Below are 14210 nucleotides of genomic sequence, written 5' to 3'. Positions count from 1 at the left end.
TTTTTCATCTCCTTTTTCTTATCTGCATTTATCATAAAAGAGGAATCCTAATCAAACGCAAATAAATAGTAAAAAAAGAGTAAAGATTACGCATGAAGACGATAACCGATTCCCCATACTGTCTCAATGTATTCCTCCGAAGTCACTTGTTTGATCTTCTTGCGGATATTGCTGATATGAACGTCCAATGTCTTTGTCTCACCCATGTAAGGCTCGTCCCATGCATATTCGAAAATATCCTCTTTACTGAAAACCTGTTTTGGATTCCTGAGCAGTAATTCTAAAATCGCAAACTCCTGTTTTGTGATCTTCGGAAGTATCTTTCCAGCAATTTCAACCTGAAATGTATTTCTGTTTAATACCATATCTTTAAATGAAAGCGTATGCTGTTCCTCTGCTTCCTTTTCTTCTTTATGACGGAGCTGTACCTGAACCCTTGCCAGCACTTCCCTGATTTCAAATGGTTTCGTTATATAATCATCCGCTCCGCTCGTTAAAACCTCTACCTTTTCATCCAGGCTGTCTTTTGCAGTCAACACAATAACCGGAAGATTTCCCTTTTTCCGTATTTCCTCCAGAACTGCCTCTCCGGAAATTCCAGGCAGCATCAGATCCAACAGTACCAGTGCATAACCGTGCTCCTGCATATTTAAGAGCAGCTTTGCTTCGGTTCCGGAAAATGCCTGCTCACAAGAATAGCCTTCTTTGGATAATGCCTCCTGAAGCAAGTTATTAATATTTGTATCGTCTTCTACAATCAATATTTTCTGCATGATATTGCTCCTTTATCTTCCTCAATCGGCCATGATTTTCTGAGTGCTGCATAAGAAATCAGGAAGTTTGCAAGCCATCCGGCCGGTACTGCAAGCCAGACAAATGCAATTCCGAACCGCGGTGCACAAATCAAAGCGACAGACAAACGGATCGCAAGATTTACCATATTCGCAATGAGAAACGGACGCATGATTCCAAATCCGCGAAGAACACCATCGGTTGCCATCTTGATACCCATAAAGATGAAAAAATATCCGAGCCATCTCATATAATCACCGGATACCTGATACGCTAAAGCTGTTCCATCTTTTCCAAGGAATAAGGAAGAAATCTGATTGTGCAGTGATTCAATGACCAGAAAAGCAAGGACTGCGAAACATAGATCTAACACCAGTGCCGCCTGATAGCCTTTTTTGAGCCGTTCGATTTTCTTTGCACCAAGATTCTGGGATATATACGGCGAAATCGCATTGCCGATGGATACAAAAATCAGTGAAAAAACATTTTCCACTCGCATCGTTGCCGAATAACCTGCGAGTGCCTGTGTACCAAATGGATTTACAACGGCCTGTACGATCATCATACCAATCGACACTGTAGACTGCTGAAGAACTGACGGTATGGCAATTTGAAGCATCGAATATAACTCCTGTCCGTCAAACCATTTAAACTGACATTTATACCGTCTCATTCTATAAAGGAAAATCAGAAATGAAAAGACCGCGGAAATCCCCTGTGCAATAAGCGTTGCCAGGGCCGCACCAAACACGCCGAGACCAAGTCCGGCTACCATCCAAAGATCCATAAAAATATTTAATACAGATGAAAAAATCAGAAGAACCAATGGAATTCTGGATTCACCGATGGAAGTAAACATCGTTGAGAGGATGTTGTACATAAACAGAAATGGGAATCCCACAAAATAAACCCGCAGATACAGTACTGCTTCATCCAGTATATCAGGAGGTGTTTGTAATAAACTCATCATTGAATGTGAAAAGCAAAAACCAAAGATTCCAAGTAGTATGCTCAGGACTAAAAAGCTGATCAGCGATGTCGACACAATTGTTTTCATTTTACCATAATCTCTGGCTCCAAAATAACGGCTTACGAGTACACCTGCGCCTACACCGGCGCCCAGAGCTACACAAATGAAAACATCGTAAGTGCAGCACAGGCGCCGACAGCCGCAAGTGCCGAAGAACTAACAAACTGACCGACAATGATCGAATCAGCCATATTATATATCTGCTGAAAAAAACTGCCTAAGATCATAGGCATTGCAAAAACAGTTAACGCTTTCAGGGGCGCATCTGTAATTAGATATTCATCTTTTGACATGATCATACTTCTCCTCAATCAAAATCTCTGGTAATATTTGTAAGCCATTTCTTTCTGAAATAGTGAATAAATACCACGGGCATTTTCTCGAACTCATCTAAAGTCATTACAAAGTAAACCCAGACAGGCGGTAATTTAAAAACATATGCTGCAAGGAAAGTTGCCGGAACTGCAACAAGCCACATAAATATGGAATCTACGATCATTCCAAATCTGGAATCTCCACCACCTCTGAAACAACCGCATATAAGGCAGGTATTAATCCCTTCTCCCACAAGACGCCAGGTTGTCATAATTATAAAAATGCTAAGATAAGAAAGGGCAGTCTCGGTCAATTTATCCCGATAGAAGTCCAGTATCAGAGGACGAATCGCCAGAATGATAACGCATCCGATCAGGCTTACAGCAAGTGTTATCCTAAGCATCCGTTTCCCGTATTCTCCGGCTGTATCAATTTGATCTTTTCCTAACTCCTGGCTGATAATGATAGTCGTAGCATTTGCAAAACCGCGGCAGGCAATAGCACCAATATTTACCACCATAACAGCAACCGCATTTGCTGCAACCATGTCATCTCCGATATGCCCAAGAATTGCTGCAAATGCTGAAGTGGCAAAACTCCAGACAACATCATTTATCACGGCTGGAGTGGCAATTTTCATAAAGTCCTGAAACAAAATGCCTGATTTTGCAAAGAAGTATTTTATCCGGAATCTGACATCTGAACTGTTTAATGAATAGATGAGACAAATTAATACCTCTGTAATTCTGGCAATCACAGTACCAAGTGCAACACCTGTAACGCCAAGCTTTGGAAATCCAAACAGACCAAAGATAAATGTGGCATTACAAAGTACATTGACACAAAGAGAAACAATGTACGTAATAGAAGGCAGCATTATTTTTCCAATACTTCGAAGAGCGCTCATAAAAACCTGTGAGAACCCCATAAACATAAATGAAAATGAAATCACCTTCAAATACTCACTTCCGGCAGCAATCGTATCCGGACTGTTTGTGAAAATCTTCATAACCGTAACCGGCATAGTAAAGGAAATAACGAAAAATATAAGCGAGACGATCAGTGAAATCCGTTCCGCCAGACCGAGAATCTTTTCTACTGTCTTTTTATCCCCTTTTCCCCAGTACTGGCACACAGAACCGAAGTTCCTGTAGCCATACCGTAATATAAGCAGAACAGAATAAACGTATACTGGTTCGCAAGTGATGAAGCTGACATCGCCGTCTGGCTTACGTATCCAAGCATTACCGTATCGGCAATATTTACCAATGTTCCAATCAAATTTTGAATCATGATCGGAAAGGCTAATTTTGATGCGTATTTTAAGAAATCTTTTTTATTTAACATACAACTGTTCTTCCTAAATTCTATAAATGTTTAATCTACAGTACTGTTTTTGCAGCATCAGCAGTCTTCCTCTTCTCCGTAGTGTTTGCTCAAAGAGAATCCTCTTCCTCGTACCTCTGTAACTCTGCTGATGATCATAAATGCCTCCGGATCAATCTGTCTGATCAGTTTCTCAACCTGTGGAAGTTCTCGATTAGACACAATACTCAATACAATCTGCGTTTGTTCCTGTTTGTAACCGCCTTCCCCATACAGCATCGTCACGCCTCTGTCTACCTGTGCAAGAATTGCCTGACGTACTTCTTCCACATGTTTGCTGATAATCTTAACTTCCGTCTTGGTATTTCCCATCACTAACACTTTGTCCAGCACTGTCGTGTAGATTATTACCAGTAAAATTCCGTATAAAACACGTTCCGGAGGATTATATAGAATCTGCGGTAACAGAATCAATATATCAAATACATTCAGACTCACTGACACCGGAATTCGAAAATACTTATTCAAAATCAACGGTGGAATATCCATACCTCCGGTAGAAGCTCCCGTTCGAATTACAATACCAAGTCCAATCCCGATTCCAAGTCCGGCAAAAATCGTATTCAGCATTGGATTATCCGTGATCACCAGATCCCCAAAAATATGATTGGCCGCTTCCAATGCAATTGGATATGTGAAAGAACTGAGAATTGTCGTCAGTGCAAATTTCTTACCAAGAAAAATCACTCCAACTATCAGCATCACAATATTAAATGCTAAGACAAATCCAGAAATTGATGCTCCCGTAAAATGCTTCACTACCAGACCAATACCGGTTGTTCCTCCTGTCATCAGATTCCCCGGTAAAAGAAAAAGTTTGATTACAAACGCATAGAAAACGTTTCCAAAAATGACCTTTGCAACGGTACTTGCCCGCTTTAAATATGCCTTATCCATAAATTCCTCCCATTAGCCATATGATTTTGATTATCCCCAAAAACGTCCGTTAGAGAATCTTCCCTAACAGACGTTTTTCAAAGTATTTCCTAATACAGTGATATTATACTGAGAAATGCGGGCAGTTTCAATAGGATTTTTCAAAGCACAACATATTTAAGATAATACTTTTTTGAATATTTGCGCACCAATAGAAAAACCCGCAGAACCGAAGTCCTGCGGGCATATTTCATTTTAAGTATCGATATTAAATCTATCTAGATATTAATTACTCGATGATTGTAGCAACTGTACCTGATCCTACTGTACGTCCACCTTCACGGATAGCGAAACGAAGACCTTCCTCCATAGCTACTGGATGGATCAGTTCAACTGTCATCTCTACGTTATCTCCAGGCATACACATCTCGATTCCTTCTGGAAGCTCGCAAACACCTGTTACGTCTGTTGTTCTGAAGTAGAACTGTGGACGGTAGTTGTTGAAGAATGGAGTATGACGTCCACCCTCGTCTTTTGTCAGTACGTAAACCTGGCATGTGAATTTCTTATGGCAGCTTACTGTACCTGGTTTGATAAGAACCTGTCCTCTTTCGATCTCTGTTCTCTGAATACCACGAAGAAGTGCTCCGATGTTATCTCCAGCCTGAGCCTCATCAAGAAGCTTACGGAACATCTCGATTCCTGTTACAACAGTCTTCTTAACGTCCTCGTGGATACCGATGATTTCAACTTCGTCAGATACGTGAAGTGTTCCACGCTCTACTCTACCAGTTGCAACTGTTCCACGTCCTGTGATAGAGAATACGTCCTCTACTGGCATAAGGAATGGCTTGTCTGTAGCACGCTCTGGTGTTGGGATCCATGTATCAACAGCGTCCATAAGTTCCATGATCTTGTCTCCCCACTCTCCGTCTGGATCTTCAAGAGCCTTAAGAGCTGATCCCTGGATGATCGGTGTGTCATCTCCTGGGAAGTCATACTCGTTAAGTACTTCACGGATCTCCATCTCTACGAGTTCAAGAAGTTCTTCGTCGTCTACCATGTCACATTTGTTCATGAATACAACGATGTATGGTACGTTAACCTGACGGGACAGAAGAATATGCTCTTTAGTCTGAGCCATAACTCCGTCTGTTGCAGCTACAACAAGGATAGCTCCGTCCATCTGAGCTGCTCCTGTGATCATGTTCTTAACGTAGTCAGCATGTCCTGGGCAGTCAACGTGTGCGTAGTGACGGTTAGCTGTCTCATACTCAACGTGTGCTGTAGAGATTGTGATTCCACGCTCTCTTTCTTCTGGAGCCTTATCGATGTTCTCGAAATCTACAGATGCGTTACCTTCTACTCTGTGAGAAAGTACTTTTGTGATAGCAGCTGTAAGAGTTGTTTTACCATGGTCAACGTGTCCGATAGTACCGATATTACAATGCGGTTTTGTTCTTTCAAATTTAGCCTTTGCCATTTTGAATATCCTCCTTAAAAATATAACCCTCAATGGGGCAACCTTGTTTTGGTTTTCTATTTTAAACCTGGCTAAGTTTGATTATATTTCAAACTTAGCCGATTTTCAAGCCTTTTATGATATTTTAGGCATTTTTGTTGGATAATACTTTCTCCTGTACAGACTTCGGTACTGGCTCATATTTCTCAAAGAACATTGAGTAGTTACCACGTCCCTGTGTTCTGGAACGAAGATCTGTAGAGTATCCAAACATTTCTGACAGAGGAACGTACGCACGTACGATCTTTCCGCCACCGAGATCATCCATACCTTCAATACGTCCACGACGTGAGTTCAGGTCTCCGATGATATCTCCCATATATTCTTCAGGCATTGTAACCTCTACCTTCATGATAGGCTCAAGAAGTACAGGTGCGCCCTGTTTCATAGCATCCTTGAATGCAAGGGAACCAGCGATGTGGAATGCCATCTCACTGGAATCGACTTCATGGTAAGATCCGTCGTATACGTTAGCGTAAACACCAACTACAGGGAATCCTCCAAGGATACCAGACTTCATAGCTTCTTCAATACCTTCACCTACTGCCGGGATGTATTCCTTCGGAATAGCTCCTCCAACTACAGTAGACTCGAACTTGTATGTCTCCTCACCGTTGACATCCATTGGCTCGAATTTAACTTTACAGTGTCCGTACTGTCCACGTCCACCAGACTGTTTCGCATACTTGCTGTCAATATCAACTGGCTTTGTGATGGACTCTTTGTAAGCAACCTGAGGTGCACCTACGTTAGCCTCTACCTTGAACTCACGAAGAAGTCTGTCAACGATGATTTCAAGATGAAGCTCACCCATACCAGCGATGATTGTCTGTCCAGTTTCTTTATCTGTATGAGCACGGAATGTCGGGTCTTCTTCTGCAAGTTTTGCAAGAGACTCTCCAAGTTTTCCCTGTGAAGCCTTTGTCTTAGGCTCGATAGCGAGCTCGATAACTGGCTCTGGGAATTCCATGGACTCAAGAATTACTGGATGCTGATCGTCACAGATTGTATCTCCTGTTGTAGAGAACTTGAATCCGATTGCTGCAGCAATATCTCCTGAATATACTTTATCCAGCTCTTCACGCTTGTTGGCATGCATCTGAAGGATACGTCCAACACGCTCTTTTTTATTTTTAGTAGCATTCAGTACATAAGAACCGGAGTTCATAACACCTGAATACACACGGAAGTAAGCAAGCTTACCTACGAATGGGTCTGTCATGATCTTAAATACGAGAGCAGAGAACGGCTCTTCATCAGAAGAGTGTCTTACTACTTCGTTTCCGTCTTCATCAACACCCTCGATTGCCGGGATGTCTGTTGGAGCCGGCATAAACTCGATGATTGCATCAAGGAGTTTCTGAACACCTTTGTTTCTGTATGCAGTACCGCAGCATACCGGAACAGCTGTACACTCACATGTAGCTTTTCTCAGTGCTACTTTCATTGCATCGATAGAAGGTTCTTCACCCTCAAGGTATTCCATCATAAGGTCATCGTCCAGCTCACAGATTTTCTCTACGAGTTCTGTGTGATAAAGCTCAGCTTCATCCTGCATCTCTTCCGGAATATCTGTTACAGTGATGTCTTCACCCTTCTCATCATTGTAGATGTAGGCCTGCATCTCGAACAGATCGATGATTCCTTTGAATTCGTCTTCTTTTCCGATTGGAAGCTGAAGACAAATAGCGTTCTTTCCAAGTCTTGTCTTGATCTGATCTACAGCATTGTAGAAATCAGCACCAAGGATGTCCATCTTATTGATGAATGCCATACGTGGTACATTGTATGTGTCTGCCTGACGCCATACGTTTTCTGACTGCGGCTCAACACCACCCTTAGCACAGAATACGCCGACAGCTCCATCAAGTACACGGAGTGAACGCTCAACCTCTACAGTGAAGTCAACGTGTCCCGGAGTATCAATGATATTGATACGGTGCTCTAAAGCGCCCGGTTTCACTTTTGTCTTCTCTTCCAATGTCCAGTGACATGTTGTAGCGGCTGAAGTAATTGTGATACCTCTTTCCTGCTCCTGTTCCATCCAGTCCATTGTAGCAGTACCTTCGTGAGTATCACCAATCTTATAGTTAACACCGGTATAGTAAAGAATACGCTCTGTCAGTGTAGTCTTACCAGCATCAATATGAGCCATAATACCGATATTTCTGGTTCTCTCTAATGGATATTCTCTTCCAGCCAAGATTTTTTCCTCCTAAAATAATTAGAAACGATAGTGAGCAAACGCCTTGTTTGCTTCTGCCATCTTGTGCATATCTTCTTTTCTCTTTACAGCTCCACCTGTGTTGTTAGCTGCATCAAGAATTTCATTTGCCAGTCTTTCTTCCTGTGTCTTCTCGCCTCTCTGACGTGAATACATAGTTAACCAGCGAAGTGCGAGTGCCTGTCTTCTGTCAGCTCTAACCTCGATCGGTACCTGGTATGTTGCTCCACCGATACGTCTTGCTTTAACTTCAAGAACTGGCATCATGTTATTCATAGCCTCTTCAAACACTTCAATAGCCGGCTTCTCAGCCTTAGCTTCTACTCTTTCAAATGCTCCGTATACAATCTTCTGTGCTACGCCTTTCTTACCATCAAGCATGATGTTGTTGATAAGTTTGGTAACAACTTTATTGTTGTATATTGGATCCGCTAATACATCTCTCTTCTGAGTATGTCCTTTACGTGGCACGGTCCTTCCCTCCTTAATCATATTTTCCGGTTTTTCCGGGATTAATTCATCGGTACTCACATGTGTCTTTCTATGAGATCACATTCCATGTGCTCGCAGCCGCGAAATCTATATAGCATCCGCAACCTACGACTAATCATAGTTCTGTTTGTGATACGATTTAACTATTAGTTACACTTATCTAAAATACTATACTGCAATCCGCGACTTCTTATTTAGCGTCTTTCGGTCTCTTAGCACCGTATTTAGAACGAGCCTGTCTTCTCTTAGCAACACCTGCTGTATCAAGTGTTCCACGGATAATGTGGTATCTTGTACCTGGCAGGTCCTTAACTCTTCCTCCACGGATCATAACAACGCTATGCTCCTGAAGGTTGTGTCCTTCACCTGGAATGTAGCTTGTTACTTCGATTCCGTTTGACAGACGAACTCTGGCGATCTTTCTCAGAGCTGAGTTAGGCTTCTTAGGTGTAGCTGTCTTAACTGCTGTACATACACCTCTCTTCTGTGGTGCAGATGCATCAGTTGCACGTTTCTTCAGGGAGTTATATCCTTTCTGAAGTGCCGGTGCTGTAGATTTCTTCTCAGAAGTCTGACGTCCTTTTCTAACTAACTGGTTAAATGTTGGCATTCTTTTCACCTCCTATGAATTATTCGTTACCTTGGGCTTATGCCTCAAGGGGCTGCGGATAATCAATTCGTTATCCTGATTTTCGCATCAAAAGAACAATGTCTTTTTCCACACGCTTGTTTAGTTTATTACGTTTAGCGCCGAAAGTCAAGGCTTTTTTCGCATTTTCCATATTATTTTTCATACAAAAATAACAGATGGCACTCTCTTTTTTTCTTAAGAAACCATCTGTTATTTGTTATTAAATCAAATTCTTTTTTCTAGCAACTATGAAAGTAAATCTCTTCTTTATTTTCAACGAAATAAATTAGTACGCTTTGCCCCAGTATACCATATGCTTCGCCGGTTTTCCGCAGCATACACATACATCTGAAAGATGTTCTTCCTCTTCCGGAATACATCTTGATGTAGCTCCGCCTGTCTGAGCTTTGATCTCATCTTCACAGGCTTCGTCTCCACACCACATTGCTTTGATGAATCCAAGGTTCTCATTGAACTTCTCATTCATCTCATCCATTGTTGTTGCTTCATTGATATGAGAATCAAGGAATGCTTTTGCTCTTTCGAACATATCGTTCTGCATTGTCTCAAGAACTTCGGCAAGTTTTGTTGTAAGCTCATCCAGAGAAACAACAATCTTCTCTCTTGTATCACGGCGTACGATAACTGCCTGATTATTCTCGATGTCTTTCGGTCCGATCTCGATACGTGTCGGGATTCCAAGGATCTCCTGTCCGCTGAACTTCCATCCAGGTGCTTTGTCAGAATCGTCGATTTTCACTTTGTATCCTGCTGCCTTCAGTGTATCAACAAGTTCATTTGCCTTATCAAGAACACCTTCTTTATGCTGAGCGATCGGAATAATCATTGTCTGCACCGGTGCGATTCTCGGTGGAATAACGAGTCCACTGTCATCTCCATGTACCATGATCAGCGCACCGATAATTCTTGTGGACAATCCCCAGGATGTCTCGTATACTTCATGAAGTTCGTTATTCTTATCTGAATACTGAATACCAAACGCACTCGGGAATGAACTTCCAAAGAAGTGACTTGTTGCTGACTGCAGTGCTTTTCCATCATGCATCAGTGCTTCGATTGTATAAGTATCCTGTGCTCCTGCGAATTTCTCGCTCTCTGTCTTACGTCCGGAAACTACCGGGATTGCAAGAACATCCTGTGCAAAGTCTCTGTAGACTCTCCACATCTGTTTTGTACGCTCTTCTGCTTCTTCGTATGTTGCATGGATTGTATGTCCTTCCTGCCACAGGAACTCTCTGGAACGAGGAATGGTCTTGTTGTCTTCTCCCAGCGAAGAACGGAACACCACTGATTCCACACTTTAGGAAGATCACGGTAAGACTGAACTGTCTTGCTCCAGACATCACAGAACAGTGTCTCAGATGTAGGACGGATACAGAATCTTTCCTGAAGTTCTTCCAGTCCACCATGTGTTACCCATGCAACTTCCGGTGCAAATCCTTCGATATGATCCTTTTCTTTCTGAAGAAGGCTTTCCGGGATCATAACCGGAAGGTATACATTCTCTACTCCTGTCTCTTTGAAACGTGCATCCAGGTTCTTCTGAATATTCTCCCACAGAGCATATCCGTTCGGAAGGTAGTTCATACATCCTTTAACACCTGAATAATCACATAGTTTTGCTTCACGCACAACGTCTGTATACCACTGAGCAAAATCTTCTTCTCTGGCAGTGATATTCTGTACTAATTTCTTTGCCATTGTTCTTCTCCTTTTTGTTTTTTTGCATTGCTGTCCCCTGACAGCAGTTTGCTTTTATCAGGAAATATTTTCCTAACATATAAAAAATCGCCGGGATATCGCATCCCCACGATAGGGACCGAATATCTCCGGCGGTACCACCCTAATTAATGCAATACATCCATTCTATAATCAAAACCAACACAAATGATCTCTGTATCTGCATTCACTTTCTTCTCCTTTAACGCAGGACCTACGCTGTACTTTCATACAGGGACTCCCGGGCCGGTTCCATACCGTAATGCAAAGGCTCTCACCTGCCGCCTTCTCTCTGAAGCATGCTGCGTATCTACTATTCCCGTTCAACGTCAGTTATCAAATGAAATTCTAACTGATAAAACACCCGCTGTCAAGCCAAAAAGCTTTATCCTCTGATTTCCAGAAGCTTTGCTTTCAATTCATTTTCCATATTGCGAAGTTCCGCCTCCGCTTCCCGGCGTTTTTCTCTTCCTTCTCTCTGAATGTTCATCACTTCATCCAATGTAGAGATCAGTGATTCATTTGTTGCTTTCAATGTCTCGAGATCTGCAATTCCTCTTTCAGACTCTTTTGCAGTCTCAATTGTGGACATTTTTAATGTCTCCGCATTCTTCTTCAACAGTTCATTTGTCATATCCGTCACCTGTCTCTGTGCTGCCGCCGCCTGTGAAGAATGTTCTACTCCAAGTGCAAGAAGCATCTGACTCTTCCACAACGGGATCGTATTCACAATTGTAGACTGGATCTTCTCTACCATCTGTGTATCATTATTCTGAACCAGACGGATCTGTGGTGCGGTCTGGATGGAGATCATTCTCGTCAGTTCAAGATCATGTAACTTCTTTTCAAAACGGTTGCACATCGAATCCAGATCTTTTGCTGCCTGCGCATCTTCCGGGAGACCGCTTACCTGAGCTTTGCTCATCAATTCAGCAAGCTGTGTGCTTCTTACTTCTTCCAGTTTTTTCTTTCCTGCAAGAATGTACATAGAAAGCTCTTTAAAATAAGTAAGATTCAGATCATACATTTTATCAAGTATCGCAACATCTTTCAGCAGCTGCACCTGATGGTTATCCAGTGCTTTCACGATCTGATTCACATTTTCTTCGGCTTTCGAATACTTTGCTTTCATAGATTCAACTTTATTCGATGCTTTCTTAAATATTCCAAGAAATCCTTTGCTCTCTTCTTCATCAAAGCTCTTCAGTTCAGTTACAACATTCGTAAGCAGTGTGCCAACTTCTCCCAGATCCTTTGACTTCACATTTTCCAAAGCACTTTCTGAGAAATCTGCCATCTTTTTCTGTGTGCCTGCGCCATACTGAAGAATCATAGAAGAATTCGTCAGATCGATCTGCTGTGCAAATGCATCTACCATCTGCGTTCTTCTTCTGTCAGAATCGTATCGTCCAGCTTCGGTTCTTCCGGCTGCACCACCGGTTTCTTTTTTTCTTCCTCCTGAAACGGTTTCAGTGTCAGTGTTGGCACTGTGCTTACATCCTTGAATTCATCACTCATAGTAATCCTCCACTTCTGTTTGTAACTGTTTTGATTCATTATCTGTTTGGGAAATCATTATTTTTTCAGCCCGTCTTCTGTCAGACCTTCCTGAGCAAGCATTGTATGAAGCACTGAAATATCTGAAGATACATCCCATGCTGTATCCTGGAACAGACTGTCCAGTAATTTCTCAAATGCAAGATTCAATGTATCTATCGTATCTTCAATCTCTTTCTTGGAAGAAATGATATTTTCTCCCTGTACCGGCTGTGCATCCAGCTCTTCATACGCTTCAAGAAGTTTCATCGTTGTCGGAAGATAATAATCCATCATTCTTCGCATATCATTCACAGAATCCGGATTCTGCTCCACGCGGTCAAAAATACGATCCACGAGCAGTTCCATGCGGGAAATCTTTGCCGAAATCACTTCTCCCGGAATTGCGTCATTCGCTGCCTTGATCCTTCTCACATATTCATCTCCTGCCTGTACAATCTTCTGTACTTCCGGTGAAAGGCTGTCATACTCTTCCTGCATCTTTTTCTGAGCAGCCTGCTCTTCTGCCTTGCGCTGTTTCATGTCTTCCATAAGAGCTGTATACTGATTCCATGCCTGTTCACTGACCATCAGGCAGGATTCTTTCTCATCCAGATGTCCCTGACAGAACCAGCCTTTTGTAATCATTTTTTTCACATCTTTCAGAACTTTTCTGGCATCTCGTCCTGTCGCAGAAGCAATTTCCTTAATATCACAAAATTCCCGTTCTCTCAGAACAGATACATATTGGCGAAACCTTCCCACCGTACGTACCATATCTACTCCTACATAAGTCATCACTGCAAAAGATATAAAAGCAACTGCAAAAATTCCAATAATCAGACCACTGACTACATCAAACGCTGTGATCACACTTCCAATCAAAGTGATGATAAGGAAAATAACAGAAGTCAATCCAAATACAGCTCCTGTCGCTGCCAGAAAAGTTCCGCCGATCTTTACCGAAGTTCCTTTGAGATATCTTGGACTCACCGGTACCGGACAATTCTGACTATAATTTCTCATTTCCGCCATCTTCGGTCCCTGATTCGGACGATACCTCTGGTTTTCTGCACCTGATCTGCTTCCGGTATTCTTTTTATTTCCATATAATGGCTGTCCGGTCTTCGGATCTCTGTACCAGCCACCGTTTTTAATCCCTGCCGAGACGCAGTCCATCGCATGGTTCACCGTATCAGACACCATCTGGTTCAATCTGCTGTAATCCTTTGTATCAATTGCATCCTGTATTGTCTGCTTTATCTCTTCTCCAAAATGTTCCCAGTCATTATTCATTGATGTTCTCCTTAAAAGCTTGACCTGATTCGTTTGCATCATGTATCATTATAACATTATTAATTCTCAGTTTAGACGCAACTTTAGCGATTGTCAAGAAAGAAGGATACAACTATGATTTCATCACTTACCCCTGAAATAATATATGAGGACAAGGATATTATCGTCTGTCATAAACCTGCTGGAGTTCCTACCCAGAGCAACCGCATTGGCACAAAAGATATGGTCAGTATTTTAAAAAATCATCTGATAAAAAATACTGCTAAAAAACCGCTTCACGCGAACCTTATCTTGCTGTCATCCATCGGCTGGACCAACCGGTAGAAGGACTTCTTGTTTTTGCAAAACACCTGCTGCCGCAAAGGAACTT

8 protein-coding genes, 4 pseudogenes and 1 other annotated feature are annotated in these 14210 nt (G+C 42.1%); of the genes and pseudogenes, 1 reads left to right on the top strand and 11 read right to left on the bottom strand.

Going from position 1 to position 14210, the window contains the following annotated elements:
- Positions 1-86 precede the first annotated feature (86 nt).
- The 11 genes and pseudogenes from DXB52_RS10565 to DXB52_RS10515 all read right to left on the bottom strand — a co-directional run bounded on the left by DXB52_RS10565 (position 87) and on the right by DXB52_RS10515 (position 13840).
- Positions 87-773: a response regulator transcription factor gene (locus DXB52_RS10565; RefSeq protein ID WP_118107269.1), complete on the bottom strand. Its 687-nt coding sequence runs from the start codon at positions 771-773 to the stop codon at positions 87-89.
- A pseudogene (locus DXB52_RS10560) lies at positions 758-2115 on the bottom strand (MATE family efflux transporter). Before DXB52_RS10560 ends, DXB52_RS10565 begins: the two are co-directional and overlap by 16 nt.
- Before the next feature lie 14 nt (positions 2116-2129).
- Positions 2130-3382, bottom strand: a pseudogene (locus DXB52_RS10555) (MATE family efflux transporter).
- 159 nt (positions 3383-3541) lie between these two features.
- Positions 3542-4420 carry a YitT family protein gene (locus tag DXB52_RS10550; protein WP_118107267.1) on the bottom strand — a complete coding sequence of 293 codons (879 nt, stop codon included), beginning with the start codon at positions 4418-4420 and terminating at the stop codon, positions 3542-3544.
- Between the two features lie 268 nt (positions 4421-4688).
- On the bottom strand, positions 4689-5882 hold the full coding sequence (gene tuf, locus DXB52_RS10545; RefSeq protein ID WP_055157746.1) for an elongation factor Tu: 1194 nt from the start codon (positions 5880-5882) through the stop codon (positions 4689-4691).
- Between the two features lie 124 nt (positions 5883-6006).
- Positions 6007-8124 (bottom strand): elongation factor G, encoded by a 2118-nt coding sequence (gene fusA, locus DXB52_RS10540; protein ID WP_117824997.1) that lies wholly within the window; start codon positions 8122-8124, stop codon positions 6007-6009.
- A 21-nt stretch (positions 8125-8145) separates the two neighbouring features.
- The gene (gene rpsG / locus DXB52_RS10535) at positions 8146-8616 is read right to left on the bottom strand and encodes a 30S ribosomal protein S7 (protein WP_020437196.1); all 471 of its coding nucleotides are present in this window, start codon (positions 8614-8616) and stop codon (positions 8146-8148) included.
- A gap of 211 nt (positions 8617-8827) precedes the next feature.
- Entirely contained in the window at positions 8828-9247 is a 420-nt protein-coding gene (gene rpsL / locus DXB52_RS10530; RefSeq protein WP_117541525.1) for a 30S ribosomal protein S12, read from the bottom strand.
- Positions 9248-9554: 307 nt separating this feature from the next.
- Positions 9555-10990 (bottom strand): annotated as a pseudogene (gene proS / locus DXB52_RS10525) (proline--tRNA ligase).
- A 110-nt stretch (positions 10991-11100) separates the two neighbouring features.
- Positions 11101-11344: a binding site (T-box leader), on the bottom strand.
- Positions 11345-11393: 49 nt separating this feature from the next.
- Positions 11394-12526: pseudogene (locus tag DXB52_RS10520) on the bottom strand (toxic anion resistance protein).
- Positions 12527-12583: 57 nt separating this feature from the next.
- Positions 12584-13840, bottom strand: a complete 1257-nt coding sequence (locus tag DXB52_RS10515) for a 5-bromo-4-chloroindolyl phosphate hydrolysis family protein (protein WP_118107265.1) — start codon at positions 13838-13840, stop codon at positions 12584-12586.
- 114 nt (positions 13841-13954) lie between these two features.
- On the opposite strand from DXB52_RS10515, the gene DXB52_RS10510 reads away from it, so the two are divergent.
- Complete coding sequence (locus tag DXB52_RS10510; RefSeq protein WP_472520088.1) at positions 13955-14164, top strand: hypothetical protein; 210 nt, start codon at positions 13955-13957, stop codon at positions 14162-14164.
- Positions 14165-14210: the final 46 nt, after the last annotated feature.

Origin of the sequence: Ruminococcus sp. OM04-4AA (assembly GCF_003462585.1) — a bacterium.
Lineage (GTDB): Bacteria > Bacillota > Clostridia > Lachnospirales > Lachnospiraceae > Mediterraneibacter > Mediterraneibacter faecis.
This window is presented reverse-complemented; position numbering and strand designations above follow the sequence as displayed.

What these genes read in the sequence shown, in the direction of transcription:
- DXB52_RS10565 (WP_118107269.1), bottom strand. Translation starts at nt 773, where the DNA reads ATGCAGAAAATATTGATTGTAGAAGACGATACAAATATTAATAACTTG.
- DXB52_RS10550 (WP_118107267.1), bottom strand. Translation starts at nt 4,420, where the DNA reads ATGGATAAGGCATATTTAAAGCGGGCAAGTACCGTTGCAAAGGTCATT.
- tuf (WP_055157746.1), bottom strand. Translation starts at nt 5,882, where the DNA reads ATGGCAAAGGCTAAATTTGAAAGAACAAAACCGCATTGTAATATCGGT.
- rpsL (WP_117541525.1), bottom strand. Translation starts at nt 9,247, where the DNA reads ATGCCAACATTTAACCAGTTAGTTAGAAAAGGACGTCAGACTTCTGAG.
- DXB52_RS10515 (WP_118107265.1), bottom strand. Translation starts at nt 13,840, where the DNA reads ATGAATAATGACTGGGAACATTTTGGAGAAGAGATAAAGCAGACAATA.
- DXB52_RS10510 (WP_472520088.1), top strand. Translation starts at nt 13,955, where the DNA reads ATGATTTCATCACTTACCCCTGAAATAATATATGAGGACAAGGATATT.